The organism is Nonomuraea sp. NPDC048881 (genome assembly GCF_040649795.1).
GTDB lineage: Bacteria > Actinomycetota > Actinomycetes > Streptosporangiales > Streptosporangiaceae > Nonomuraea.
Genome location: NZ_JBEZGC010000008.1, coordinates 390388 through 416854 on the forward strand (window position 1 = coordinate 390388; position 26467 = coordinate 416854).

At 73.3% G+C, this 26467-nt stretch carries 22 protein-coding genes; 10 read left to right on the plus strand and 12 right to left on the minus strand.

The features are described from left to right. Positions 1-37: 37 nt before the first annotated feature. From AB0C33_RS29030 to AB0C33_RS29045, 4 genes are all read right to left on the minus strand, one after another. Positions 38-925, minus strand: coding sequence for an ABC transporter permease (locus AB0C33_RS29030; RefSeq protein WP_358293489.1), 888 nt, complete (start codon positions 923-925; stop codon positions 38-40). Next, positions 922-1872, minus strand: coding sequence for an ABC transporter permease (locus tag AB0C33_RS29035; protein WP_358293491.1), 951 nt, complete (start codon positions 1870-1872; stop codon positions 922-924). The genes AB0C33_RS29030 and AB0C33_RS29035 overlap by 4 nt, the downstream gene beginning before the upstream one ends. Further along, positions 1869-3929: an ABC transporter ATP-binding protein gene (locus AB0C33_RS29040; protein ID WP_358293493.1), complete on the minus strand. Its 2061-nt coding sequence runs from the start codon at positions 3927-3929 to the stop codon at positions 1869-1871. The genes AB0C33_RS29035 and AB0C33_RS29040 overlap by 4 nt, the downstream gene beginning before the upstream one ends. Positions 3930-4124: 195 nt before the next feature. Then, entirely contained in the window at positions 4125-5513 is a 1389-nt protein-coding gene (locus AB0C33_RS29045) for a serine hydrolase domain-containing protein (RefSeq protein ID WP_358293495.1), read from the minus strand. Between the two features lie 220 nt (positions 5514-5733). Here AB0C33_RS29045 and AB0C33_RS29050 point away from each other — a divergent pair, with 220 nt between their 5' ends. After that, positions 5734-7581 carry a S8 family serine peptidase gene (locus AB0C33_RS29050; protein ID WP_358293497.1) on the plus strand — a complete coding sequence of 616 codons (1848 nt, stop codon included), beginning with the start codon at positions 5734-5736 and terminating at the stop codon, positions 7579-7581. 169 nt (positions 7582-7750) lie between these two features. Here the strand turns inward: AB0C33_RS29050 and AB0C33_RS29055 are convergent, their stop codons facing one another. The 4 genes from AB0C33_RS29055 to AB0C33_RS29070 all read right to left on the minus strand — a co-directional run bounded on the left by AB0C33_RS29055 (position 7751) and on the right by AB0C33_RS29070 (position 11140). Further along, the gene (locus AB0C33_RS29055) at positions 7751-8944 is read right to left on the minus strand and encodes an NAD(P)/FAD-dependent oxidoreductase (protein WP_358293498.1); all 1194 of its coding nucleotides are present in this window, start codon (positions 8942-8944) and stop codon (positions 7751-7753) included. A gap of 156 nt (positions 8945-9100) precedes the next feature. Beyond that, on the minus strand, positions 9101-9559 hold the full coding sequence (locus AB0C33_RS29060; RefSeq protein WP_358293499.1) for a hypothetical protein: 459 nt from the start codon (positions 9557-9559) through the stop codon (positions 9101-9103). Positions 9560-9561: 2 nt separating this feature from the next. Further along, a complete protein-coding gene (locus AB0C33_RS29065; RefSeq protein ID WP_358293500.1) occupies positions 9562-10131 on the minus strand; it encodes a hypothetical protein in 570 nt (189 codons plus the stop codon). A 52-nt stretch (positions 10132-10183) separates the two neighbouring features. After that, positions 10184-11140, minus strand: a complete 957-nt coding sequence (locus tag AB0C33_RS29070) for an NAD-dependent epimerase/dehydratase family protein (protein WP_358293501.1) — start codon at positions 11138-11140, stop codon at positions 10184-10186. A gap of 185 nt (positions 11141-11325) precedes the next feature. Here AB0C33_RS29070 and AB0C33_RS29075 point away from each other — a divergent pair, with 185 nt between their 5' ends. Beyond that, positions 11326-11874: a hypothetical protein gene (locus AB0C33_RS29075; protein WP_358293502.1), complete on the plus strand. Its 549-nt coding sequence runs from the start codon at positions 11326-11328 to the stop codon at positions 11872-11874. A 2-nt stretch (positions 11875-11876) separates the two neighbouring features. Continuing rightward, complete coding sequence (locus AB0C33_RS29080; RefSeq protein WP_358293503.1) at positions 11877-14576, plus strand: M48 family metalloprotease; 2700 nt, start codon at positions 11877-11879, stop codon at positions 14574-14576. Here the strand turns inward: AB0C33_RS29080 and AB0C33_RS29085 are convergent, their stop codons facing one another. Together AB0C33_RS29085 and AB0C33_RS29090 are read right to left on the minus strand one after the other, a co-directional pair. Beyond that, on the minus strand, positions 14577-16628 hold the full coding sequence (locus AB0C33_RS29085; RefSeq protein ID WP_358293505.1) for a SpoIIE family protein phosphatase: 2052 nt from the start codon (positions 16626-16628) through the stop codon (positions 14577-14579). 80 nt (positions 16629-16708) lie between these two features. Continuing rightward, entirely contained in the window at positions 16709-17266 is a 558-nt protein-coding gene (locus tag AB0C33_RS29090) for a TIGR00730 family Rossman fold protein (RefSeq protein ID WP_358293506.1), read from the minus strand. A 107-nt stretch (positions 17267-17373) separates the two neighbouring features. Here AB0C33_RS29090 and AB0C33_RS29095 point away from each other — a divergent pair, with 107 nt between their 5' ends. Next, positions 17374-18279, plus strand: coding sequence for a polysaccharide deacetylase (locus AB0C33_RS29095; RefSeq protein ID WP_358293507.1), 906 nt, complete (start codon positions 17374-17376; stop codon positions 18277-18279). Between the two features lie 40 nt (positions 18280-18319). Here AB0C33_RS29095 and AB0C33_RS29100 read toward each other — a convergent pair whose 3' ends face one another. Both AB0C33_RS29100 and AB0C33_RS29105 read right to left on the minus strand, forming a co-directional pair. After that, a complete protein-coding gene (locus AB0C33_RS29100; RefSeq protein ID WP_358293508.1) occupies positions 18320-19819 on the minus strand; it encodes an alpha-L-arabinofuranosidase B in 1500 nt (499 codons plus the stop codon). A gap of 280 nt (positions 19820-20099) precedes the next feature. Then, a complete protein-coding gene (locus AB0C33_RS29105) occupies positions 20100-20552 on the minus strand; it encodes a hypothetical protein (protein ID WP_358293510.1) in 453 nt (150 codons plus the stop codon). A 126-nt stretch (positions 20553-20678) separates the two neighbouring features. On the opposite strand from AB0C33_RS29105, the gene AB0C33_RS29110 reads away from it, so the two are divergent. The 6 genes from AB0C33_RS29110 to AB0C33_RS29135 all read left to right on the plus strand — a co-directional run bounded on the left by AB0C33_RS29110 (position 20679) and on the right by AB0C33_RS29135 (position 26377). Next, positions 20679-20975 (plus strand): phosphopantetheine-binding protein, encoded by a 297-nt coding sequence (locus AB0C33_RS29110; protein WP_352353844.1) that lies wholly within the window; start codon positions 20679-20681, stop codon positions 20973-20975. Beyond that, a complete protein-coding gene (locus AB0C33_RS29115) occupies positions 20968-22149 on the plus strand; it encodes a cytochrome P450 (protein ID WP_358293512.1) in 1182 nt (393 codons plus the stop codon). Before AB0C33_RS29110 ends, AB0C33_RS29115 begins: the two co-directional genes overlap by 8 nt. Further along, on the plus strand, positions 22146-23420 hold the full coding sequence (locus AB0C33_RS29120) for a condensation domain-containing protein (RefSeq protein ID WP_358293514.1): 1275 nt from the start codon (positions 22146-22148) through the stop codon (positions 23418-23420). The genes AB0C33_RS29115 and AB0C33_RS29120 overlap by 4 nt, the downstream gene beginning before the upstream one ends. After that, positions 23413-24792: an amino acid adenylation domain-containing protein gene (locus AB0C33_RS29125; RefSeq protein ID WP_358293516.1), complete on the plus strand. Its 1380-nt coding sequence runs from the start codon at positions 23413-23415 to the stop codon at positions 24790-24792. Before AB0C33_RS29120 ends, AB0C33_RS29125 begins: the two co-directional genes overlap by 8 nt. 105 nt (positions 24793-24897) lie before the next feature. Continuing rightward, entirely contained in the window at positions 24898-25497 is a 600-nt protein-coding gene (locus AB0C33_RS29130) for an RNA polymerase sigma factor (RefSeq protein ID WP_358293518.1), read from the plus strand. Continuing rightward, a complete protein-coding gene (locus AB0C33_RS29135) occupies positions 25490-26377 on the plus strand; it encodes a hypothetical protein (RefSeq protein ID WP_358293520.1) in 888 nt (295 codons plus the stop codon). Before AB0C33_RS29130 ends, AB0C33_RS29135 begins: the two co-directional genes overlap by 8 nt. Positions 26378-26467 lie beyond the last annotated feature (90 nt).

A 26467-nucleotide genomic window follows, 5' to 3' on the forward strand; every position in this document is an offset into this window, starting at 1 on the left:
TCCCTACATGTGGGGGTGAAGATGCGCGACGGTTCCATCAGTCGGCCTGCCGCCCGACGGCGTCGCGCAGGGCGTCGGCGAGCAGGTTGAGCGCCAGCACCGTCAGGACGATGCAGCCCCCGACCGGGTAGATCAGCCACCAGTAGTCGGCCGAGATGTAGGCGACGCCGCCGGCGAGCTGGCTGCCCCAGTCCTCGGTCGGGTACGTCAGCCCGAACCCGAGGAAGCCCAGCGCCGCCACGACCAGGATCGCGTCGGCGACCTGGAAGGTGATGTTGACGATGATCACGCCGAGCGCGTTCGGGATCAGGTGGGTGAGGATGAGCCGCCGGCGGGAGGCGCCCATCACCCGCGCGGCCAGCACGAACTCCCGCACCCGCAGCGTCAGCACCTCGCCGCGGACCAACCGGGCGGAGACCAGCCAGGAGAACCCGCCGATGACCAGGCTCAGCGACAGCGCGTCGGCGTGGAAGCGGGCCGACAGGATCAGGACGAAGAACAGGAACGGCACCGAGAGCATGACGTCGACCAGGCGCATGAGGAAGCCGTCCACGACGCCGCCGGCCAGGCCGGCGACCGCGCCGTACAGGGTGCCGATCGCGGTGGCGAACAGGGCGGCGAGCAGGCCGATCTGCAGCGACAGGCGGCCGCCGGCCATCAGCCGGCCGAGCACGTCGAAGCCGTTGGCGTCCGTGCCGAGCGGATGGCCGGGGCCGGGCGGCAGGGCCGCGTTGACCAGGTCCACGTCGATCTGGTTGGTGGGGTGGAGCAGCGGCCCGAGGAAGCAGAACCCGGCGATCAGCAGCAGGAGCAGGCCGCCGGTCAGGCCGAGCGGGCTGCGCCGCAGCCCGCGCAGCACCGAGCGCCGGCTCCGCGCCGGGACGGCCTCGGCCTCGGGCCGGGCCTCCACGTTCTGTGTGGTCATTTCGTCAGCTCGATTCGGCGGTCGGCGGCGGCGACCACGAGGTCGGCGACGAAGTTGCCGGCCACGGTCAGGACGCCCCCGACGAGGGTGTAGGCGAGCAGCACCGGATAGTCCTCGCGTTGCAGGCTGTTGAGGAACAGCAGGCCGAGGCCGGGATAGTTGAACAGCGACTCGACGATCAGGTTGCCCGCCAGGAGGGTGGGGATGAGCGTGCCGACCAGGGTGACCAGCGGCAGGCAGGCGTTGCGCAGCAGGTGGCGCAGCAGGATCAGCCGCTCGGGCAGCCCCTTGGCCCGCGCCACCCGGATGTAGTCCTGGCCGAGCTGGTCCAGGGCCGAGGAGCGCTGGTACTGCGCGAAGACCGCGACGCTCGCCGCGGCCAGCGTGATGACCGGCAGCGCCATCGCCCGCGGATCGGTGAGGACGACCCAGGGCGAGTGCGACTGGGACGCCTCCGCCGGGAAGATCGGCAGCGCCTGGCTGAAGACGGCGATGAGGATCAGCCCGAGCAGGAACGACGGCGTCGCGTAGAGCACGTACGAGACCGCCGTGAGCAGCCGGTCGGCGACGCTGTTGCGCCGGACCGCCTGCAGCACGCCGAGCGGCACGGCGATCACCAGCGCCACCGCCAGGCCGGCCGCCGAGAGCATCGCGCTGCGGCCGGCGTTCTGCCCGAGCAGGGTGGCCACGTTCTCGTTCAGCTTGTACGACCTGCCCAGGTCTCCCCGGGCGAGCTGGCCCAGGTAGCCGACGTACTGGGCGAGGACCGGGCGGTCGTACCCGTGCTGCCGGTTGAAGTCGGCGACCGCCTCGGGCGAGGCGCGCTGCCCCAGGACCACCCGCCCGGGGCTGTCCGAGACGAGGTGCAGCAGCAGGAACACCACCGCGGAGATGCCGAGCAGGACGACGACCGAGATCGCCAGGCGCCGGACGACGTACCAGGTCATGACCGGGAGGCTCCCTTCAGCGGGGTGGCCGCGGGTTCGAGCGGCTGGAGCGGGTGGTGGCAGGCGACCTGGTGGCTGCCGGTGACCGGCCGCGGAAGGGGCTCGGCCTGGGCGCACAGGTCGTCGGCCAGGGCGCAGCGGGTGCGGAAGCGGCAGCCGCTGGGCGGGTCGATCGGGCTCGGCAGCTCGCCGCGTACGCGTTCGCCGCGCGGCTGCCGGGCCTGCGGGTCCGCGTCGGGGACGGCGGCCAGCAGACCGGCGGTGTAGGGGTGGGCGGGGGCGCCGTACACCTCTTCGGTGGTGCCGGTCTCGACCAGCTTGCCCAGGTACATGACGCCGACCCGGTCGGCCAGGTACCGCACGACGGCGAGGTCGTGCGAGATCACCACGCTGCTGAGGCCGCGTTCGAGCTGGACGGCGCGCATGAGGTTGAGCACCTGGGAGCGGATGGACACGTCCAGGGCGCTGACCGGCTCGTCGGCGACCAGCACCGCCGGGTCCAGGGCCAGAGCGCGGGCCAGGTTCACCCGCTGCCGCTGCCCGCCGGACAGCTCGTGGGGGTAGCGCTCCATGACGCCCGCGGGAAGGCCGACGTCCCGCAGCAGCTCGCGGGCGCGGGCCGTGCGGTGGGCGCGGTCGCCCGCGCCCTGGATCGCCAGCGGCTCGCGCAGGATCGTGCCGATGCGCATGCGCGGGTCGAGGGCGGCGCCGGAGTCCTGGAACATCATCTGCAGCCGGCTCCGGCGCGGGCCGAGCGCCCGCGCGCCCATCCGGCTGACCGGCTCGCCGTCGAAGATCACCTCGCCGGAGGTGGGCCGGTCGAGGGCGACGAGCATCCTGCCCAGGGTGGACTTCCCGCACCCCGACTCGCCGACCAGCCCGAACGTCTCCCCCGCCGCGACCTCGAAGCTCACGCCGGAGACCGCCTTGAGGGTGCGGCGCGCGCCGAACAGGCCCCTGCCGCCGACCGGGTACTCGCGCCTGAGGTCGACGACGCGCAGCCGCGGCGCGCGCTCCGCAGACGCCGCGGGCTCCACCGGTCGGGTGCGGAAGCGGCTCTGGACCCGGTCGGCCGGTCCGGTGGCCGGGTGGTGGCAGGCGTGGACGTGCCCGTCGTCCTCGACGGCGGGGGCCGGACGCTCTTCGCGGCACCGGTCGGTGGCGGCGTCGCAGCGCGGCGCGAACGGGCAGCCGGGCCCGGCCGCGGTCAGGTCGGGCGGCGCGCCGGGGATGCTGAACAGCCGCTCGTCCCGGTCGTGGGTGAGCGAGGGGATCGAGGCCAGCAGCGCGTGCGTGTAGCGGTGCCGGGTCCGGGCGAAGAGCACGGGGGTGGGGGCGGTCTCGGCCAGGCGGCCGGCGTACATGACGCCGACGCGGTCGGCGTGCCGGGCGATGACGCCCATGTCGTGGGTGATGAGGATCATCGACATGCCGAGCCGGGAGCGCAGGCCGTCCAGGAGGTCGAGGATCTCGGCCTGGATGGTGACGTCGAGCGCCGTGGTGGGCTCGTCGGCGATGACGACCCGCGGCTCGCAGGCCAGCGCCATCGCGATCATCACGCGCTGCCGCATGCCGCCGGAGAGCTGGTGCGGGTAGTCGTCCATGCGCTCGGCCGGGCGGGGCAGGCCGACCAGGGCGAGCACCTCGGCGGCGCGGTCGCGGGCGGCCCGCCTGGAGGCTCCGTGGTGCAGCCGGACCGGCTCGGCGACCTGCTCGCCGATGCGCCGGGTCGGGTTCAGCGCCGTCAGCGAGTCCTGGAACACCATCGCGATCTCGTTGCCGCGCAGGGCCCGGTAGCGCGCGGCGGGCAGGCCGACCAGCTCCTCGCCGCCGAAGTCGATCGAGCCGTCGGTCACCCGGCCGCCGACCGGCAGCATGCCCATGATCGCGAGACCGGTCATGGACTTGCCGGACCCGGTCTCGCCGACGATCCCCAGGGTCTCGCCGCGGTTCAGCACCAGACTGACGTCCGAGACCGGGCGGACGACCCTGTCGCCGCGCCGGATCTCGACCGACAGATCCTGGATCGCCAGCACGCGATCGCTCTCCAAATCCATCCGACGATAGTGGGACCCGCGTCCCCGGCGGTGTTCGTCGCGGACATCGAACGTTGGGGCCGGGGTTCGTCCGGGCGGACCAACTGATCAGCACTGATCAGCACTGATCAGCACTGATCAGCGCGGTGCGGAGACCGGGGGCGGGCATGAGAACGGCCCGCCGGCGCTGTGCGCGGGCGGGCCGTCCTCGCGGGGTCAGCCGGACGTGCGGCGGTCGGCGCGGCCGTCGTGCAGGTAGAGGGCGCGGCCGGTCCCGTCGTCGCCGAGGAAGGCGATCGGGGCGTGCGCGCCGCGCTCGGGTTCGAGGGGGATCAGCACGTCGTCGCGCCAGGCGGCCAGCTCGGTGCGGTACGGCACCTCGTCCAGGTCGGCGGTGATGCCCACGGGCGTCCGGCGCAGCCACAGCCGCCCGGCGCCGTCCAGGGTCACCTCCGTCTCGCAGGTGCTCGACGTGTACGTGCCGGCGTACCGGGCCGCGTTCGCGGGCGGGACGGGGGCCGGGCCGGGCGCGGGGGGCGCGGGCACCTCGACCCCGGCCAGCTCGCCCAGCACGCGGCCGGTGATCTCGGCGAACACGGGCCGCGTCCGCCCGCCGTTGGCGACGACGACCACGGCCACGTCGCGCGCTGGCGCCACGCGCAGGCACGCCGCCTGGCCGACGGTGCTGCCGTCGTGGCCGAAGACCGCGCCGCCGGGCCGGTCGAAGAGCTCCCAGCCCAGGCCCCAGGCCGTGCCCTGGGCGAAGTCGGGCAGCCTGACCTGCGGCCGCCGCATCTCCGCGACGCTCGCCGCGCTCAGCACGCGGGCTCCGTCCGGGCCGGTGCCGCCGGCGAGGTGCATGCGGGCGAAGGCCAGCAGGTCACGCGGCGGCATCGCCAGCATCGACCCGGCGGGCGCGTTCGAGCGGGCCAGCGCCCACACCGGGGTCGGGCGGTAGGGGCCGTCCGGCGTGCGCTGGACGTGGCCGACCGCCGTGCGGTGCACGATCGCCTCGTACGGGTCGCAGGCGGCGTGGGTCATGCCGAGCGGCGTGAGCAGGTGGTCGCGCAGGCACGCGTCGAACGGCTTGCCCCGCACGACCTCGATGATCCGGCCCAGCACGCAGTAGCCGGCGTTGTTGTAGGAGAACATCTCGCCGGGCTCGAACAGCTGCGGCACGTCGTGCAGGACGTCCAGGAACCGTTCGACGCAGTCGTCGCCCTTGCCGGTGTCGGTGAAGACGTCCCCCTCGAAGCCCGCGACGTGGCACATGAGCTGGCGCGGGGTGATCCGCCGGGCGGCCCGCTCGTCGCCGATCCGGAACGCCGGGAGGCGGTCGCGCACGGGCGCGTCCAGGTCGAGCAGGCCCTCGTCGGCCAGTTGCATGGCCAGCGTCGCGGTCAGCACCTTGGTGATCGAGCCGATCTGGAACAGGGAGCCGGGGGTCGCCTCGACGCCCGTCGCCGTGCTCAGCGTCCCGGCCGCGACCTCGACCGTCCGGCCGCCCGCGTGGACCGCGACGGCGGCCCCGGGCACCTGGTTCTCGGCGAGCAGTCCCGCCAGCCGGTGACGCAGCCACGCATCGATCTCCTCCAGCTCCGGCACCGGTGTCCCCTCTGGTCGACTCCGCCCGACCCTAGAGCCGGCGGGGACCGCCCGGTTCGTCCACCGCCACTATGACGGCCCCGGTTCTTCGTCGGAACGACCCAGACCGATGTGATCTATGACAGATATTTCAGTATTGCCTGACTCGCTGTCATATGCGATGTTCCGCTCACAAGCCGCATGAGCACAGCTCATGTCACCCCCGGAGAAAGGCGTTTCCATGCGTCGAATCTCAACCCTGTTAGCCCTGGCCTCCGGCGTCTGCCTGGCACTGTCCGGCTGGGCCACCGCCGCCGAGGCCGACTCCCCGGCCGCCGCCGGCCAGCAGCGCTACATCGTCCAGCTCTCTGGCGTGTCGCGGGCGCAGGTGGCGAACGAGGCGCAGCAGCAGGTCACGGCGCACAAGGGCGTGCTGGTGGGAACCTACCGGTACGCCTTCAACGGCTACTCGGCCCTCTTCACCCCCGAGGAGGCCGCCAAGCTGAAGGGCGATCCCGGTGTGCTCACCGTCGAGCCCGACCACGAGGTGCACGCCTTCGCGCAGACCGTACCGAGCGGCATCAAGCGCATCTACGCCGACCAGAACATCAACCTCGACATCGACGGCACCGACGACGTCCGCGTCGACGTGGACGCGGCGGTCGTGGACACCGGCGTCGACCTCGACCACCCCGACCTGAACGTGGTGGCCAGCACCAACTGCACCAGCGGCGTCTGCTCGGGCACCGGCGACGACGACAACGGGCACGGCAGCCACGTGGCCGGCACGATCGGCGCCATCGACAACTCCGTCGGCGCGGTCGGCGTCGCCCCCGGCGCCCGCATCCACGCCGTCAAGGTGCTCAACTCGGCGGGCTCCGGCACGCTGGCCGGCATCGCCGCCGGTCTCGACTGGGTCGTGGCCAGGGCGAGCACGATCGAGGTCATCAACCTGAGCCTCGGCTGCCAGGGCTGCAGCAGCTCCGCGATCAGCAACGCGATCACGAACGCCACCAACGCGGGCATCGTCGTCGTCGTGGCCGCCGGCAACAGCTCGGCCGACGCCTCCGGCTTCTTCCCCGCCAACCACCCCGACGTCGTCACCGTCTCGGCCGTGACCGACTTCGACGGCCAGCCCGGCGGCCTGGTCGGCACGATCACCGTGCCGTGCCGCACCGACGGCGCGACCGACACCGACGACACCCTCGCCTGGTTCTCCAACTACGGCACCACGGTCGAGGTCGCCGCCCCCGGCACCTGCATCTACTCCACGTGGATGAACGGCGGCTACAACACCATCAGCGGCACCTCCATGGCCAGCCCGCACGTCGCGGGCGCCGCGGCCGTGCTGACCAGCGGCTCGAACAAGCCCACCACCCGGGCGGGGGCGCTGGCCGTACGGGACAAGCTCAAGGCCACGGGCAACCTCAACTGGACCGACGACGCCAGCGACGGGGTCAAGGAGCCGCTGCTCGACGTGCACGACGCAACGCAGTACCCGCCGACGACCGGTGGCAACCAGCCGCCGGCGGCCAGCTTCACCCAGTCGTGCGACAACACCACGCGGGCGTGCTCGTTCAACGGCTCCGGCTCCAGCGACCCGGACGGCAGCATCGCCTCCTACGCGTGGACCTTCGGCGACGGCTCCACCGGCAGCGGCGCGACCGTGTCGCACACCTACGCCGCCGCGGGCACGTACACCGTGGCCCTCACCGTGACCGACAACGGCGGGGCCACGAACTCCACCAGCAAGAGCATCACGGTCGGGACCACCCCCGGGAACTGCACCGGCTACCAGACGCCGTTCTCCGGCAACCTGACCAGCGGGCAGAACGTGTACTACCCGAACAGCTCCGGCTACACGGCCGCCGCCGGGACGCACCGGGCGTGCCTCGACGGGCCCTCCGGCGTGGACTTCGACCTGTACCTGCAGAAGCAGGGCATCCTCGGCTGGACCACGGTGGCCAGCAGCGCGGGCAGCGGACCTGACGAGTCGCTGACCTACAACGGCACGGCGGGCACCTACCGCATCCGCGTGTACGCGTACAGCGGAAGCGGCGCCTACACGGGCGGCTACACCAAGCCGTAGCCCCACACCTCCGCGACCCCGTGCCCCGCACGGGGTCGCCCCCCGTTCTCCGGCCTCCCACGTTCTCCCACACGGGATCGCGCTCCCCCGTCCGCGTGCCGACCCGATCTCGGGCACGCCGCGCCCGGCCCCGCCGCGGCCGCTCACGAGCCTGACCCGCCGGAGATCGTCAGGGTCGCCGGACCGTGCCCACTCCCGCCGCGAGCCGGGGTTCGAGCTCGGGGAAGGAGCCGTCGCCGAACAGGATCCGCGCCGCCAGCGCCCGGCCAGGACGGGTGCGCAGGACGGTCACCGCGGCCTCCGCCGCGACCGGCGACCGGATCCCCGCCGACAGCCGCCGCAGCAACAACCGGCCCCGGAACCGGGCCCGCAGCGCGGCCCCGTCGTACCGCTTCAGCACCTCTCGGTCACCGGTACGCAGATGGTCGGCGATCACCGACGCGGCCAGCTCGGACATCCGCAGGCAAGGGTCCAGCCCACCGGCCGTCAGGGGCGACACCGCGCCCGCCGCGTCCCCGACCAGCAGCCCGTCCGGGCACGCCAGTCGCCGCAGCACGCCCCCGACCGGGATCGGGCCTCCCCGGCGCTCGACCGGCCCGACGGGCGTCGCGCGACCGGGCGCGTCGGCGGCGAAGGCGTCCAGCAGACGGCGGACGCCGGCCCGCATCGCCCCCGGCTCCCCCGCGACCCCCACATGGGCGTGCCGCCCGTCGTCCACCACCCACCCGAGGTACCCCGGAGCCACCCGGGGATCCAGCACGCAGTGGAACGCCGGAACGCCCGAACCCGGCGCGACGGCATGGACGATCTCGGCGCCGACGAGAAAGCGCCGGTTGACGTCGAGACCGAGGTCACGCGCCACCCGCGACCGCGCCCCATCCGCCCCCACGACGAACCTGACCCCCATCACCTCCACCCCCACAACCCCCACAACGCCGTCCACGCCGTCCACGCCCTCGGCGCGGCTTGTGCGCTCCAGGCGTACGAGGCCCGATGAGCTGCCCGTGTACCGGACGCCCAGCAGGACGCGGGCGCCGGCCGACTCCGCCGCGCGGCGGGCGTGCTCGTAGACGGCGGCCATGTCGGCCACCCGGAACTCGTCCCGGTCGCTGGTGAGCCGGATCGGCGAGCGCCGCGACGGCGGATACAGCAGGACGTCCCGGACACCGGGCCCGAGCAGGTGGCCGGGCAGGTCGAAGTCGTCGAGCGTGCGGCGTACGAAGATCCCGGTGGTCCGGACGCCGGCCGACAACGACCTGCGGCGATCGACGACCATGACGTTCAGCCCCCGCCGGGCCAGCAGGCGGGCGGTGCTCAACCCGGCCAGCCCCGCCCCCACCACCAGAACGTCCACTGTCTGCATATTCCGGGACGTTAGGCCCGAACCACCACCCAAGGGGCAGTCTGCACGGTACCCGCCCCCAACCTGCACACCCCCACCACACCACCGGCCGCACGTTCACACAGAGGCCCGAGGCCGGCAGTCAGGGCCGAGCATCGCGCCCACGGGCGAAGGACGTCAGCGCACCGCCCCCACGACCGCCTTGCCCTCGCGGGCCGCCGCCGCGTAGAACGGCGCCAGCGCCTCCAGCCCTTCGTACGTCCCGCCCGCGTGACCGGCGCCGAACCTCCACCCCTCCTCGGCCAGGCCCCGCGCGACCGCCGCCACCTGATCGGGATCCAGCGCGAACGGCGGACCATAGCCGACCTCGCACCCGGCCACGTCGTTCGCGCCGTCCTCGCCGGTGGCCGCCGCCAGCCAGGGGAAGCACTGCCCCCATCGCGCGGTGCCGTGCTCGGCCTCGGCGCGTCCCTCGGCGATGGCGGTGAGCGAGCGGTGGTCGTCCGCGAACACGTCCGTCTCTGGAGGGAGACCGCGCGACCGGCCCTCAAGGACGGCCCCGATGAGGGCGGGGTCGGCCCGTACGGACTCCAGCAGCGCGGCCTCGATCTTCGCGAGGTTCAACCTCATCGACACGATCAGGAATCGTACGCGGCGCCCGGCACGTCCGGATGCTCCTGGAGTGCGGCGAACGGCCCCCGATCGACCACGATCACCTTGTCGCCGGCGTACCCGTCCAGGTCAGCGGCGTTCCAGCTCTCGCCCGGCCTGATCTGGTGGAACCGGAACGTCGCGCTGGTCTCGTTCGCGGTCACGACGCAGCGCACCGGGCCGCGCGGGTGCAGGGCGCGGGCGAGCCGGACGACCTCCAGGGCGAGCGCCACGCCGTGCAGCAGCAGCACGCGCTGGCCGTCGTCGCCGATCACCGGCGCGTGATCGACGGTGACGACCTCGACCGGGACGAAGTCCTCCAGATGCACAGAACTCCGGTCGCACTCCCAGCCGGTGAGGTCGTGGAAGGGCGCGGGGGCACGTTCGGCGCCGTCCGTCGAGGCGGCCCAGCCGAGCACCTCACCCCGCCGGACCAGCCCCTGGGCCACCCGTTCCCGCAGGCCGGGAGCGAGGCCGCCCGGCGGTGCCGGCAGGGCCGGGCCGCCCGGCACACCGAGCAGACCGGCCGCGGAGTCGTTCATCGCCACGCGCAACACACCGTCCATGATCCCGGCCACGGCGCCCCCGCGAGCGGCCGGGGGTCGGGGGTCAGGGAAGTAGGTGGAGGAGTTCGGATTCTTCGTCGGTGGTGAGGCCGGCGCGGGTCACCTGGTGGCCAGAGGCGCGTAGCCAGGCGAGCGTGTCGCGGGCGGTGTCGGCGACCGGGCGGATGCGCAGCCCGGCGGCCAGCGTGGCGGAGGTGTCCCGGGCCATGAACCCGGCGTATTCCGGCAACGGCAACCACAGCGGCAGCGAACGCGGCCCGGCCCACGGCTCGACCTTGTGCCCGGTGAGGAACTCCTGGCCCGCCCAGACGAGCTCCGGCGCCACCGCCAGCCCCTCGGCGATGCCCGCCAGCATCTCCCCCCTGGTGAAGGGCATGGAGATGCCGTCGTAAGGGCCGGTCAGCCCGGCCTGGGCCGCGTCGAGCGTCCAGGCCGCGAGATCGCGTACGTCGACGAGCTGCACCAGATCGCCGGGCGAGCCGGGAGCCAGCACGCGGCCGCCGCGCGCCAGCCGCTCGACCCAGTAGGTGAACCGGTCGGACTGGTCCTCGGGGCCGACGATCAGCCCGGCCCGTACGTGCAGGGCGCCGTCGCCGAGGATCTGCTCGCACGCCACCTTGGCCGGCCCGTAGTTCTCCGGGTCGCTCTCGTCGGCTCCGGCGGGCAACGGGTCGTGCAGCACCTGATCGACCCGGGTCGCGTCGGAGTAGACGCTGCACGACGACACGAACGTGTAGTGACCGGCCCGGCCCGCCAGCTCCGTGACCGCGCGCCGCACCTGGCTGGGCAGCCTGGCGACGTCGACGACCAGGTCGAAGGCCCCCTTCAGCGGCGCGAGCCCGTCGTCTTCGGCCCGGTCGACCCGGACGAACTCCACGCCCGAGGGCGGCTCGCCGGCCACGCCGCGCGCCGCGCACACCACCTCGTGCCCGCGGTCGCGGGCCTGCCGCGCGATCTCCCTGGACAGAAACCTCGTGCCGCCGAGAACAAGTGTCCGCATGCCTGCCATCCTGGCCCACCCGGCCCGTCCGGACCCCCGCTCTTCACTTCCAGCGCAACACTCCCCCGGCGGCGGGACGTCCGCGGAAGGGGGCCGATCGCCTTCAGCGGTCATGTATCCGCAGAGCGGCGGACATGCTCTCATAGGGGTGATTCGGGGACTCAGTTCAAGTCAGGCGAGGAGACATGCCCGAACCAGGCTCCCCAGAACCCGGCATTTCCGGCGGCGACTCCCGTCGTACGGCGCCGACCATCGAAGAGGCCGCCCGGACGATCCTGCTCGACGTGGCCCCCGAGGACGTGCGCTTCCTGCCCCTGGCCTGCGCCGACTTCTTCGGCAACCCGGCCGCCCGCAGACGCGCGGTCCGCGCCACGCTGCGCGGACGCGAACGCGACCAGCCCACCGGCTTCGACGCGGGCGAGGGCATGCAGCTCGTGCTCGGCGTGGTCCTGACCCTGCTCAACGGCGTGGCCTGCGAGGTGCTGACGGGCATGACGACCGAACGGGTCGACCGGCTGCGGGCCCGGTGGCGGGCGCGCCGCCGTCGCAGGGCGCTGACCTCGGCCGTCGCCCCGCAGGGCGAGCGCACGCCGTTGCCCAGGGTCAGCGCGGTGGAGGCGGCGGCGATCGGCGCGCAGGCGGCCGAGATCGTGCTGGCGGCGGGGATGCCCGAGGAGCTGGCCCAGCGCGTGAACACGCTGCTCGCCGCGGCCCTCATCGACCCGCGGCCCTGACCGTGGGCCCGCCCGCCGGCCCCTTCCGGCAGGCGACGGCGCGGGCCGGCACGCCCGCGACGCCGCCTCCTCCGCGGCTGGACCCGTTCGCGCTGCCGGCTGCGACCACGGCCCGCTTCCTGCTCATGATCGTCGTCGCGGTCACCAGCGCCGTGCACCTGTACCTGGTCCTGCTCGACCGGTACGCCGCCGGCAGCCCTGACCGCGGCTATCGTGCCTGCGCCCTGGCCGCGGGATCCGGCGCGGGAGGGATCCCCGACGGCGTCCTGGTCTCGGCCTACATCGACTGTGTCCAGCGGTATTCGGCGCGCACCGGGTGGGTGGTGATCGGCATGGTGGCCGGGCTGCTGGCCGTGGCCGTCGTGATCCACCTCCTGCACCCGCGCCTGGTCATGCTCTCCGGTCCCCGACCGCTGGCCCAGTTCGCGGTGGACGAGGGCATGGCCGCCGTGGTGCGGCGCGTCGAGGACACCGTACGGGCCCTGGCCCCAGGGACGGAGGTGTACGTCGCGACCCTGCGCGCGAGCGCGAGCGGCCGGGCCTTCGGCCGTCGTCCCCGGTACCGGATCATCCTCGACCTCGGGCTGCTGCGCGCGGCCGACGCCGACCCCGGGCAACTCGACACCGTCCTCGCCCACGAGCTGGCCCATCTGCGCAACAAGGACGTCGGCCTGACCACGTTCGCCTTCGCGGTCTGGTGGGCGTACCTGCTGGTCGTCGCGCTGCCCCTGCTGCTGCTGGCGGCGGTCGAGCCGGGCCTGCTCGCCGTCCTGCCGTGGCGGCTGGCGGCCGTGCTGGCCCTGCTGTGGTTCGCCCGCACCTCGGTGCTCAGGACCAGGGAGTACTACGCCGACCTGCGCGGCTGCGCCACACCGGACGGCGAGCGGCTGCTCCTGGACACCCTGGGCCCGTCACGGCCGCACAACCGGCGGCGCCGACGGGACCGGGGACCGTGGTCCTTCCACCCGGGCGACGAGGAGCGGGCGGGCGTCATCCGCGGCGCGCCCCGGCTGTTCCGGATCGGCGTGGTGGAGTCCGCGGCCGCCGGCGCGCTGCTCGGACTGGGGTACTCGCCGTGCGTCCAGCTCGTGGAGATGACCTTCACGGTGCCCGTGGCCTCCCCGTTCAGCCCGGCGCGCCTGGCCGTCGGGGTGCTGTTCGGGGCGCTGGCCACCGGGGCGGTCGCCGGCACCGTGTGGCGGGCCGGGCTGCTGGCGCAGGCCACGCACACGCGTCCGCCGTCCACGCTGCCCGCCGCGCTGGCGCTGACGGCGGGGATGGTGACCGGTCAGCTCGTCGCGCCGCCGCTGGCGACCGCCGCCGGCTCGTGGGCCGACGTCCTGGCCGGCTCCCCCGTGATCGCGGTCGTGCTGGCGGCGCTGCTCGCCGTCCTGTTCCAGCTCATGCTGAGGTGGGCGGTCCTGTGCGCGTCGGTGTGGCTGCCGCTGGCCCGGCGGGTCCGGACGGCCGCGCTGGCCGGCTCGGCGCTGTCGGCGGTGATCTTCGGGGCGTGGCTGAGCCACTGGTTCGACATGATCGCGTCGATGATCGACAGCGCGGCGAGCTGGGACATTCTCTGGTACGGCCTGTACACCGCCGCTGTCAGCCCGGCGTTGCAGCTCTGCGTCGTGCTGGCCTGCGCCACCGCGTCGATCGGCTGGGCGGTGCGGCGCGGCCTGCCGCCCCGGCCCCTCGCGGCCGTCTGGCGGGACGCCCCGCCGAGCCGTCTGGCGGCCCCCCGCATGCCGCTGCCGGCGGTCAACGTCACCGCGCTGGCGATCTGCCTCGTCTACGCCGGGGTGATGATCCCCTTCTACGGATGGCTGCGCTCGGTCCTCGGCGGCATGCCGCCCAAGGGGGCCGTCCCCACGGCGGAGGCAGCCGGTCACTTCACCCCGTTGCTGATCGTGGCGGTCATCGTGGCTCTGGCCGGGGCGTTCTGCTTCGGCGTGGCGGCCGGAGGGCGGGGCGGCACCGCGCCGGTCGTGGCGGGCGCCGGGGTTCTGATGTTGCTCGCCGTGTTCGGCCTAGGAGCGCTGTTCGTGGCCCATCTGGTCGCCGCGGTGTGCGGCGCCGAGTTGTTCTCCTCCTGCATGGCTTCTTTTCCGCGCGTGTTCGACCTGTCGCAGAGCGGGCCGTTCTTCTCGGTCGGGTTCGCCGGGCTGATCGTCGTGGGCGCCGCCGCCGCGTGGCTGGGCAGCGCCCTGCGCGGCGCCGCGCAGGCGCTGTCCGCCGCGGGCCCCCGGCCTTGGGGAGCGCGTCCGTGGAACGGCGTCACCGGGCGACCGGTCGGCGCCGTGTTGTCGCTCGTCCCCACCGCGCTCGCCACGCTGCTCTTCGGCTACCTGGCCGTCAACATGGTGGCCGCCGCGGGCGACAGGCCGGTGGCCGTCGATCGCGCGGCCGTGACCCGCGAGCTCAGCGCGGCTCCCCGGGGTCCGGTGCCGCCGGCCCGCGCCTGCTCGGCCGTCGACGCGGTCAGCTCCGGACTGCTGTTCACCGACACCCTCGACGACTTCTCCCGCGTCATCGCGGGCATGGCCAGGAGCGCCGGGTACGCCATGGCCGCGCGCGACCCGGCCGTCCAGGCCATGGGACGCGAGACCGCGGCCGCCCTGCTGGCCGGGGACTCCGCACGGGCGATCCTCGACCATAACGCTCTGCGCAACCTGTGCGTGGTCACGGGCGTGCTGCCCTCGTGATCACTCCTCCTGCGCGGGCGGCAGCCGCAGGGCGATGACGGCGATGTCGTCGAGGCCGGTGCTGGGCAGGCCGCTGAGCACCTGGTCGCAGAAGCTCTCCAGCGGCTCGGCGGCGAGCGACTCCGCCACCCGGCGCAGCCGTTCGAGACCGAGGTCCAGGTGCTCGCCCGAACGTTCGATGAGCCCGTCGGTGTAGAGCAGCACCGTGCTGCCCGGCGGCAGCGGCTCGGTCCTGGAGGCGCGGGTCCCGTCGTCGGGGAAACCGAGCAGCGGGCTGACGGCTTCTTCCAGGAAACGTCCGTGGCCCTGGGCGGTGACCAACAGGGGCGGCGGATGGCCGGCCACCGCGTACCGCAGCCGGTGTCCGCCGTCGCCCTCCTCCACGCGTGCGAACACGCACGTGGCCGTGACCTCGGAGGACAACGACCCCATCGCGACGTTGAGCCGGGTCAGGATCTCGCCGGGCGGCTCGCGGCGGTCCATCGCCAGCGCCCGCAACATGTTGCGCAACTGGCTCATCAGGACGGCCGCCGACAGGTCGTGCCCCGCCACGTCGCCGATGACCAGCGCCGGGACGCCGTCGGGCAGGACGAAGGAGTCGTACCAGTCGCCGCCCACCTCGGCGGCGCTGGGGCTGGCCCGGTAGCGGGCCACGATCCGCAGGCCGGGCAGGCGCGGCGGCTCGGCGAGCAGGCTGTACTGCAGGGCCAGCGCGACCTGCTGGGTGCGCTGGAAGCGGATGGCCCGGCTCAGGGCGTCGTGGGCGTGGCCGAACATGTTGCCCAGCAGCGTGATGTCGGCCCGGTTGATCGCCGGACGGTCGCCGCACGTCACCACCCCGACCACGGCGGGCACCGCGCCGTCGACCACGACCGGCAGGACCAGCATGCTGTTGGCGCCGCTGGCCGCCAGCCACGCGCGGGTGCCGGCCGGCGCCAGGTCGGGCGGCGGGCACCCGGCGGGGAACGTCTGCAGCACGGGCCGCCGCCGGCGGACGACCGTCACGAAGGCGTTGCCGTCGTCGAGCTGCTCCTCGCTGTACGGCGACAGCGGCACCAGGCCGCGACGTACCGCGGTGACCAGCCGCTCGACGACGAACGGCGTCCCGCCGTGCCGCTCGCCGGTGAGGTCGGTGATGAGGTAGACGCCGCAGCCGTCGGCCAGCTCGGGCACGATGACCTCCGACAGCGCGCCGAGCATCTCCTCCAGGCTGGTGAGCTGGGCCGTGGCCGCCGCGGCGCTGTCGAGCAGGCGCTGCCGCCGCTGCTCCTGCCACTGCTCCTCGATGTCGGTGCACGACCCCACCCACTCCACGACCTGGCCGTTCTCGCAGATGGGCACGGCCCGCATCTGGAAGTGCCGGTAGGAGCCGTCGGCGGTGTGCAGCCGGTAGACGTGCTCCCAGGTCTCGGTGGCCCTGCTGACCGCCCCGGCCCACGACCTGATCGTGTCCTGGCGGTCGTCGGGATGGACCATCTTCAGCCAGCCCTGCCCGCGGTGCCTCTCCCACGGCTGCCCGGTGACCCGCTCCCAGCTCGGGCTGGGCTCCTTCACGTAGCCGTCGCGGGTGGTCACCCAGACGATCTGGGCGCTGACCTTCATCAGGCTCTCGTAGCGGCGCAGGATGCGGCGGCGCTCCTCGGCCAGGGCCTCGATCCGGCGGGCCGCGGTGACCTGGTCGGTCACGTCCATCACCACTTCGAGCACGCCGTAGTCGCCCGGCCCGAAGACCACGCGCGACAGGCTGGAGGTGAAGAACCGCCGCTCCTCGCACTGCGGCCCGACGACGTACTCCGGCTCCGCCGTGGTGACGAACGGCTCGCCGGTGGCGTAGACCCGGTCGAACTGCTCGCGGAAGTGCACCTCGACGAACTCCGCGAACGCCTCCTCGATCGGCAGGCCGGTGCGAGTGTCGGCGAACAGGGAGCGGTAGGCGGCGTTGGTGTAGACCAGGCGGTGGTCGGGGCCGCGCGCGACCGCCACGCCGACCGGCGCCGGTTCCAGCACCTCGAACGCCAGCCCGCTGCCCGCGGGCTCGCCGTCAGCCCCCATCGTGACCTCCCCCGACGGCCACAGCCTCCCTCCCCCCTACCCGCGCACGATCCGCTCCGAACGCGCGCCGCGGGGGCCGGTCAGCCGCCGGCGCCCGGCGGGACCAGGCCCGACTGCTCCTCCAGGTAGGCGATCGCCCCGACCGCCTCCTCGGCGAAGAACACCAGCTCGGTGAGGGGCAACGGCAGGAAACCCTCCGCCTCCATGCGCTGGAACTGCTGCTTGAGCCCGTCGTAGAAGCCCGCGGTGTTCAGCAGCACGACCGGCTTGCTGTGCAGGCCGTGCTTGCGCAGCTCCAGGATCTCGGTGGCCTCGTCGAGCGTGCCGCTGCCGCCCACCATGATGACGAAGCCGTCGGCGCGGGACAGGAGCTGCGCCTTGCGCTCGGCCAGGTCGCGGGTGATCATCATCTCGTCGGCGCCCGGACGGGCCTTGTGCGCCAGGAACTCGACCGAGACGCCCACCAGGCGGCCGCCGGCCTCCTGCACGCCGTCGGCCATGACCTTCATCAGGCCGCTGTCGGAGCCGCCCCACACCAGGGTGTGCCCGCCCTTGCCGATGAGCTCGGCGAACTCGCGGGCGGGGCGGGTGTAACGCTCGTCGAGGTCGGCGGCGGAGCAGAAGACGCAGATGTTCACGCCGTAACTGTAGGCGAACCTGTCCAGGCCAGGGCACCTGGGAAGGATCTGCCCAAGATCCGTCGAGTCCGGTGCCCGTCCCTCATGGCGGGGGTACGTCCTGGTCCATGAAGAAAGCCATCAACGTCTGCTTCGGCGTGGACGTGGACGCCGTGGCGGGCTGGATCGGCTCGTACGGCGGCCAGGACTCGCCCAACGACATCCAGCGGGGCGTGTTCGCCGCCGAGGTCGGGACCCCGAGGCTGCTGCGCCTGTTCGCCCGCGAGGGGATCAGGACGAGCTGGTTCGTCCCCGGGCATTCGGCGGAGTCGTTCCCCGACCAGATGCGGCGGATCGTCGAGGCCGGGCACGACGTCGGCGCGCACGGCTACATGCACGAGAACCCGGTCGCGATGTCCGCCCAGCAGGAGGAGGACGTCCTGGCGCGCAGCCTGGAGGTGCTGGACAAGGTGCTCGGCGTCCGGCCCCGGGGCTATGTGGCGCCGTGGTGGGAGATGTCCGCGCGGACCGTCGAGCTGCTGCTGCGCTACGGCTTCGGCTACGACCACTCGCAGTCCTACCGCGACTTCCAGCCCTTCTACGCCCGCAAGGGCGAGCAGTGGACGCACATCGACTACGAGCAGGCCGCCTCGTCCTGGATGAAGCCGCTCGTGCCCGGCCAGGAGGTGGACCTGGTGGAGTTCTCGGCCAACTGGTACCTCGACGACCTGCCGCCGATGATGTTCATCAAGAGCTCGCCGAACAGCCACGGCTTCGTCAATCCGCGCGACCTCGAACAGCAGTGGCGCGACCAGTTCGACTGGGTCTACCGCGAGCTGGACTACGCGGTCTTCCCCGTCACGCTGCATCCCGACGTCAGCGGGCGTCCCCAGGTGCTGCTGATGCTGGAGCGGCTCATCGCGTACATGCGCGGGCACAAGGGGGTCACGTTCATGTCGATGGCCGAGGCCGAGATCGACTTCCGCGCCCGTTTCCCCTTCGACGGGCGGGCGCGCCCGGCCGACATGCACTGAGCCGTCCCCGGCCGCGGGCCGGGGACGGCTCGGCCCCCGCCTAGGCCCAGGGCGGGCCGACGACCCAGCTCACGTCCGCCGCCCAGGAGGCGGCGTTGTCGAAGGTGTGCGAGCCGCCGTTGCTCGCGATGTAGAGGGTGTTGTCGTAGTGGCGCAGGAACCGGTCGGGGAAGTTGGCGGCGGCGAACGACGTGCCCTGGCCGCTCTTGCCGGCCTGCGGGCAGAAGGTGGCGTCGGCGGCGAACAGCGCGCTGCCGTCGTCGTGCTGCCGGTAGAGCTGGTAATTGCGGTGCCGCAGGTAGTCGCCGGGGTAGTTCCGCGACTCGAACGACACGCACGAGCCCCCGGCCAGGCCGCTGCGGACGATCCACGTGGCGTCGCTCCTGTCCAGCGACGAGCTGCCGGAACCGATCACCGACGTGACCACCTGGTCGTTCTGGTGGCGCAGGTAGCGGGTGGTGCAGCAGGCCGTGGTCGCGCGCAGCGAGACGGACGCGCCGGGGGTGAGCGTCCCGTCCGCGCCGCCGCCCGCGGTGGTGTAGCCGGCGGCGACGATGTTCGCCTGCACGGCGTTCTCGGTGGCGTTCGAGGGGTAGCCGGCGGTCATCACGCCCTCGTAGAAGGTGCCCGCGGAGCCGTTGCTGTTGTCGCCGCCGATCCCGAGGATGATCGCGCCCTCCTTCTTCATGGGGTTGTAGCCGGGGGCGTTGGGACGGGGGCCGTCGTAGTAGGTGGACAGGCCGCCGGACTGGGCGTTCCCGGCGCGGATCGCCCAGTGGTTCGGCTCGCCCTTGACGACGGCGGTCAGGTAGCGGTGGCTGACGCTGGGGTCGCCCGGGTTGTAGCCCGGGTTCACGCCGGAGAACAGGCCGTTCTCCAGGTCGGCCATGACCCAGGGGCCGTTGCCGGTGCCGTAGCCCCAGACCTTGATGTCGCCGAAGTAGATGGCCTCCATGGTGCCGTTGCCGTTGTCGCGGCTGTTGGTCTCGGCGTTGCCGTAGTCGAAGCAGCAGCCGCCGTTGTGGTGGGTGCCGTCGAAGACGGCGTACATGCCTTCGGGCTGGTCGCCCTTGGCGATGCCGTTGGTGACGTTGTCGCGGTAGCCGGTGCCGGGGGCGACGCGCACGCCGTACGCCTTGTGGCCGTTGACCATGGTCGGGGCGGCGGTCGCGATCGCGAGGTTGTCGTACCCGCCGGGCGCCGGGCCGGGGAAGCCGCCGGGGGGCGCCTGGGTGAGGTGGTTGCCCCGTCCGGACTGGTCGTAGAGGACCGTGATGAGGCAGGTCGTGCCGGCGCAGAACGTGTCCTGGGCGGCGGCGTCGGCGTAACCGCCCGCGGCGAGCAGGCCGATGTCACGGGTGGCGTTGTCGGAGGAGCGGCGGACCTGGTAGAGCGGGCCGTTGTAGGCGGCGTACAGGGCGCGGGTCGTGCTGTGGGCCGCGACGCAGGGGGTGCCGCCGGCGGCGTAGATGTCGCACGACTGCTGGGCGGCGGCCAACGCCGCCGAGGGGGCGCCGGCGAGCAGCCCGGCGACGAGCACGACGGCGGCTCCCGCCTTTTCGAGAATGCTTGATCCGGACCGGGACCTCATCAATGGACCTCCGCTTTCCTCGGAAATTCCAGGCATGAGAAGGCGCACTCGCGCACGCCAGAAATGCCCACCCGACCTGCTGCGTCACCGAATAGACGGCGGCGATGTTATCGCTAACATAATTACCGGCAAGAACCTCCGGGCATACGTAAGGGACTTGACCGGCCCACTATGAAACGAAATCCCGCAACCCGTCAAGCTCTGTTCTGCTCGTTTCAGCGGGCCCGGCTCACGCCGTTTCACACAGCCGCACCACGACGACCGCATCGGACTTCAACCGACCGGCGTAGGCGTCCGCCTGCATCCGGTGGGTGCCGGCGCTCCAGAGGGAGCCGACGGTGAGTGACGCCTGCTTCCAGGCGGGCGAGCTCATCAAGAAGCGATCCGGCCCGTCCGCGCCGTCCTGCCAGCCGCGCCGCCGCAGGCGGTCGTGCGCCAGGCGCAGGGCCTCCTCGAAGGTGGCGGCGCCGAGGTCCAGCACCACGATGTCCTCGACCTGGATCGTGCCGTCATGGGCCAGCTCCGCCTGCTCCTGTCGCACTGTCCGGCCGATCTCCCGGACCTGGGCGAGGGCCGCCGGGTCGGCCTGGAGGCGATGGGGGAACCACTGGGTTCCGCAGGCGGTGAGGGCGGCCGACAGGCAGAGGGCCAGCAGCGCGTTCCTCGTGCGCGGACCGTTCACGGTCACCTCCCGGCGGGAGTCTAGCCGGGCGGAGGGCGGGGGTGATCAACGGATTCTCAACGGGGGCTCAACATCCTTGGGGGCAGGGTGGCCGGGTCTTCGCGTTCACCTCACCACGGAGCTGGGATGACCACTGTCACGTCACGGGACGACCTCGAACTGGAATCGGCGTACGAGGCTCCGCGCACCGACATCGAACGGCGGCTGGCCGGCCTGTGGTCGGCCAAGCTGGGCGTCGCGCCCGTCGGCATCGAGGACGACTTCTTCGAGCTGGGCGGCGACTCCCTGCTGGCGGCCGACGTGCAGTTCGCGATCGACCGGGAGTTCGGCTTCGAGGTGCCCGCCTGGACGCTGTTCCTGTCGCCGACCATCGCCGAGCTGGCCGAGGTGATCGGCTCGCCGGCCCCGCTCGACCATGCGTGACCTCGCCGACCCCGGCCTGTTCGAGGCGGGCGGGCAGCACGAGACCTGGCGGTGGTTGCGCGAGAACGACCCGGTGCACCGGCACGACCGGGGCTTCTGGTCGGTCACCCGGTACGCCGACGTGGACCGCGTCCTGCGCGACCACACGTGCTTCACCAGCGAGCGCGGCACCCTGCTCAACCTCCTGGGCCGCGCCGACCCGGCCGCCGGGCGGCAGCTCGCCGCCACCGACCCGCCCGAGCACGACCGGATGCGCGCCCCGCTGCAGAAGGTCATGGGCATGCGCTCGGCCGCGGCCTACGAGCCGTCCGTCATCGCGGCGATCACCGCCCTGCTCGCCCCCGGCCTGGACGGGCCGGAGTTCGACCTGGCCGCCGCCGTACGGGGGCTGCCGCTGGCGCTGGTCGGGCCGCTGCTGGAGCTGCCCCGCGACGACCGTCCGCGCCTGCTGACGCTGGTCATGGCGGCCAGCGCCGAGGACGACCCCGACTACCAGCTCGCCGGCGACGCGTCCGGGACGCTGCGCCGGGCGCACCGCGAGCTGTTCGCCTACTTCCTGCACCTGGTGCGGGAGCGCGCCCGCAAACCGGGCGACGACCTGATCAGCCTGATGGTGTCGCAGGACGGCGGCCGGATGGACCCCGGCACCGCCGTCTCGAACTGCTACAGCCTGCTGCTGGGAGCGAGCGTCACCCTGCCGAACGTGGCCAGTTCGACGGTGTTCGAGCTGGCCAGGGGCGGCGGCTACCGCGATTGGGCCGGCCGTCCGGACCTGCTGCGCGACGGGGTCGAGGAGGCGTTGCGCTGGGCGTCGCCCGGCAGTCACTTCATGCGGCACACGACCCGGCCGGTGCGGCTGTCGGGCGTGGAGCTCGCGGCGGGCGAGCCCGTGGTCGCCTGGATCGGCTCGGCCAACCGCGACCCCGCCGTCTTCGCCGACCCCGACACGTTCGACCCGGCCCGCACGCCCAACCGCCACCTCGCCTTCGGCAGCGGACACCACTACTGCATCGGATCCCACCTGGCCCGGCTGACGCTGCGGCTGTTCTTCGCGACGCTCTTCGCGACCTTCGCCGACGTCGAGGTGGCCGGCGAACCGGTCCGGGTGCGATCGACCTTCCTCACCGGTTTCAAGAAGCTGATCATCTCGGGGACGCCCAGGAGAGGCCAATGACGACAGAGATCCCGTTCACCTACGCCCAGCAGCTGCTGCTCGGGCTGGAGCAGGCCGTGCCGGGGAGCGTCGTCAACTCGACGTTCATCGTGCGGGCGGCCTACCGGGTGGCGCACGAGGTGGACGCCGGCGTGCTGCGCCTGGCCGTGGACGACGTCGTGGCCAGGCACGACGCGCTGCGCACGGCCGTGTCGCGCGACCCGGACGGCGAGGTCCGGGCGCGGGTGCACGAGAGCGCGCCGGGCCGCCTGCTGGTGCACGACGTGGACGACGAGGACGCCTTCCTCGCGATGGCCACCGGATCGGCGTACCCGCCGGAGGAGCCGCCGTTGTTGTGGGTGCACCTGGGCCGGTGCGCGGACGGCACGAGCCTGCTGGTGATCGTCGCCCACCACCTCACCTCCGACGCCTGGTCGCTGCCGCTGCTGGCGCGCGACCTGTCGGACGCCTACACCGCCCGGCTGCGCGGCGGGCCGCCGCCCGGCTCCGCCGTCATGGGGTACGCCGAGGTCGCCGCCGACGACTTCTCGCCCGCCTGGGAGCGGACGATCACCGACGCGCTGCCGTACTGGAAGGAGCGGCTGGACGGCGTGGCGGAGCTCGCCATGCCGGTGCCGACGCCCGGCAGGCGCGGCGACCAGCGGACGTGCCGCTTCCCCGTGCCCGGCCCGCTGTGGCGGGACCTGGGCCGGGTGGCCCGCCGCCGCCGGACCACGCCGTTCACCCTGCTGCTGACGGCGTTCACCGCGTCGGTCTGGGCCGGGCGCCACGACGCGGTCGTGCCGGTCATCACCGCGGGGCGCAAGCCGTCGGAGTGGTACACGGCCGGGTTCATGCTCAACATGTTGTGGCTGCGGATCACCACCGGCGACCCCGCCGACCTGGACGAGCTGAGCCGCCGCGCCGACGAGGCGTGCCGGGCGGCCTACCGGCACGACGTGCCGCTGCTGCGGGTGCTGCCCGAGGCGCCGGAGCTGGCGGCCGTGATGTTCGACCCGTCGGAGGTCGTCGAGCGCACCTTCCCGGTGTTCCAGCTCATCCCCAGGACGCCGTTCGCCCCCACCGCCGAGGACCCGGCGCTGGTGCTGACGCCCGTGCCGGAGGAGCGGCAGCCCGCGCCCGTGATGCCGGTGCACCTGCTGTGGTCGATGCGGGTGGACGAGGAGGTGGTCGGCATCGTCGCCTACGAGGCCGCGATGTTCGGCCGGGACTGGGTGGAGGCGAAGGTCGCCGGGTTCCTGCGCGTGCTGGAGCGGCTGGCCGATGCTTGAGCTCATCGAGCCGCACCTGGGCGGCGCGGCCACGGCGATCGCCGACCGCGAGGGCGAGCTGTCCTACCGGGACCTGGACCGGATCAGCGCCGGGCTGGCCAGGGTGTTGCTGGACGCGGGCCTGCGCCCCGACGAGCCCGTGGTGATCCACGCGCATCTGTCCCGGTGGGCGGTGATCGGCATGCTCGCCGTCCTGCGGGCCGGCGGCCGTTACGTGGCCATCGACGCCGCCTTCCCCTTCCAGCGCCAGCAGGACGTCGCGCAGGCGTGCGGGGCCCGGATCGCGCTCATCGAGCCCGACATGATCGTCCCGCTGACCGGCCCGGCCCGTCGCGTGGAGATGTCCGGCACGGAACTGCCGGACGGGCCGCTGCCCGCGACCTCGGCGCGGCTCGCCTACACCTGCTTCACCAGCGGCTCGACGGGCACGCCGAAGCCCGTCACCGTCTCGCGCGCCGCCCTGGCCTGGTCGACCCGGGCCCGGCTGGCCCACTACGCGGCGCCGGTCACCGGGTTCCTGCTGTGCTCGTCCATCTCGTTCGACAGCTCGGTCGCCGGCATCTACTGGACGCTGGCCTGCGGCGGCAGGCTGGTCATCCCGAGCCAGCGCCCGTCCGACCTGGCCGCCGTCGCGCGCTTCGCCGTCGAGCACCGGCCCTCGCACCTGCTCATGGTGCCGTCGTTCTACGGGCTGGCGCTCCGCAACGGCCTGGCCGACGCGTTCGGGTCGCTCGGCACGGTGATCGTCGCGGGCGAGACGTGCCCGCCCGCGCTGGTCGGGGAGCACTACGCGGCGCTGCCCGGCGCGGTGCTGCACAACGAGTACGGCCCCACCGAGTGCACCGTCTGGAGCACGGTCCACCGCTGCGTCCCCGAGGACGCGGCGGCGGCCCGGGTGCCGATCGGCCGCCCGGTCCCGGGGGCGCGGGTGTCGATCGCCGATCCCGGCCCGGACGGCGTCGGGGAGCTGGTGATCTCCGGCCCCGGCCTGGCCGAGGGCATCGGGGACGCCTACCGTACCGGCGACCTGGTCTCCCTGCGCCAGGACGGCGAGCTGCTGTTCCACGGCCGCGCCGACCACCAGCTCAAGCTGGGCGGCGCGCGGCTGGAACGGGCGGAGATCGAGCACGCCATGGCGGGCTTCCCCGGCGTGCTGGCCGCCGCCGTCGGGGTCGCGCGGGCCGGTTCCGGACCGGCCCGGCTGAAGGGCTACCTCGTCACCGGCGAGGACCGGATCGACCGCCGGGCCCTGCGCGCCCACCTGCTGGACCGGCTGCCGATCGTGGCCGTCCCGACGGTGTTCCAGCGGCTGGACGCGCTGCCGCGGCTGCCCAACGGCAAGGTCGACTACAACGCCCTCGACGGCGGCTGACCGCCTCCCGGGATGATGGGGGCGTTCCGTACGCGGTCGCCGGGAACCGCTCGCGGCCGGTCAGGCAACAACAGTTGTCCTGATTCATCGCCGAAAGGCCACGAAGTGAGCGCCCCGAACCCTACGGAAGGTGATGACGCCTCCCATGTCCAACGCTCCCTGCACGAACCGGAAGCCTTCGCCGAGCTGTTCCGCCGGCACGCCTCCGGCATCACCCGGTACGTCACCAGAAGGCTGGGGGCCGACGCCGCGGACGACGTCGTGGCGGAGACGTTCCTGACGGCGTTCCGGCAGCGCGGCCGTTACGACCTGTCCCGCCCGCACGCCCGTCCCTGGCTGTACGGCATCGCCACCAACCTGATGGGCCGCCACGTGCGCACCGAGGTGCACCAGCTGCGCGTGCTCGAACGCACCGGCACCGACCCGGTCACGGCCTCCTTCACCGACCGCAGCGACGACCGGGTCAGCGCCGCGGCGGCCCGCCGCCGCCTGGCCGGGGCGCTGGCGACGCTGCCCCGGGGGCACCGGGACGCGCTGCTCCTGGTCGTCTGGGCCGGGCTGACGTACCCCGAGGCCGCCGAGGCGCTGGACGTACGCGTCGGAACCGTGCGGTCGCGGATCAACCGGGCCAGGGAGAAGTTGCGCGGGGAGCTCGGCGGAGTCAACCCCATGGCCATCGTCAGCGAGGAGCCCGTCCATGAATGAGATGACCGAGCTCGAACGCCTCCGCTCCGAGGTGCCCGCGCCCGCCGCGGACGCGCTGGCCGCGCAGGAGGGCCGCTTCCTGGCCGCGCTGGCCGCGGAGGGGGACCGCTCCCCGGCCGCGCCGCGCGTTCCCCGGCGCGGCCGCTTCCTGCTCGCGGGGCTGCTGGCGGCCGCCGTGCTCGCCGCCGTGCTTGCCGCCGTGGCCGTGCTGGGGCCGGTGGTGGCCGGTCGCGACGCCCGTCCCGCCGCGTACGCCAACGCCGCCATCGACATCGAGCTGCGCGGCGACGAGTACGTGGCCACGATCAAGGACCCGTTCGCCGACCACGCCCTCTACAACGAGGCGTTCCGGGCGATGGGCCTGGACGTCGCCCTCGACCTGCGGCCCGCGTCCCCCACGGCGGTCGGCGAGGTCTTCCGGCTCGGCTTCAGCGGCACGACCGAGAGCGACCGCATCGGCGGCACCCTGCGTCCGAAGGGCTGCACCCCCGGACGGCCCGGCTGCGCTCTCACCGTCACCGTCTCCAAGGGCTTCGGCGGCAAGGGCGTGCTCTACCTGGGCCGCCCCGCCAGGCCCGGCGAGCCGTACCAGAACAACGGAGACGCCGGCCGGAAGGGCGAGGCCCTGGAGGGGTACGTCGCGGACGGCCGCACGGTCGCCGAGGTCCTGGCCGAGACGCGCAGGCGGGGGCTGGAGGTGACGTTCCAGATCATCGAACCCGCTCCCGACGGGAACGGCTTCTCGGTGAACCCGCGCGAGCAGTCGGCGAAGGTGGGCGGCCACTGGGTGGTGTGGGCCGCCGAGCCGCAACGGCAGGGCGCGGTGCGGCTCCTGGTGTCGGAGAAGCGCGTGCCGAGGAACCCGGTGAGCGGCGAGTGACCTCGCGTCTCCTCTCACACCTCTCCGCTATTTCCGGCGAAATGATGGCCCATGAGCGCACATAGGCAGAGGTGTCCGAACAAATGATTC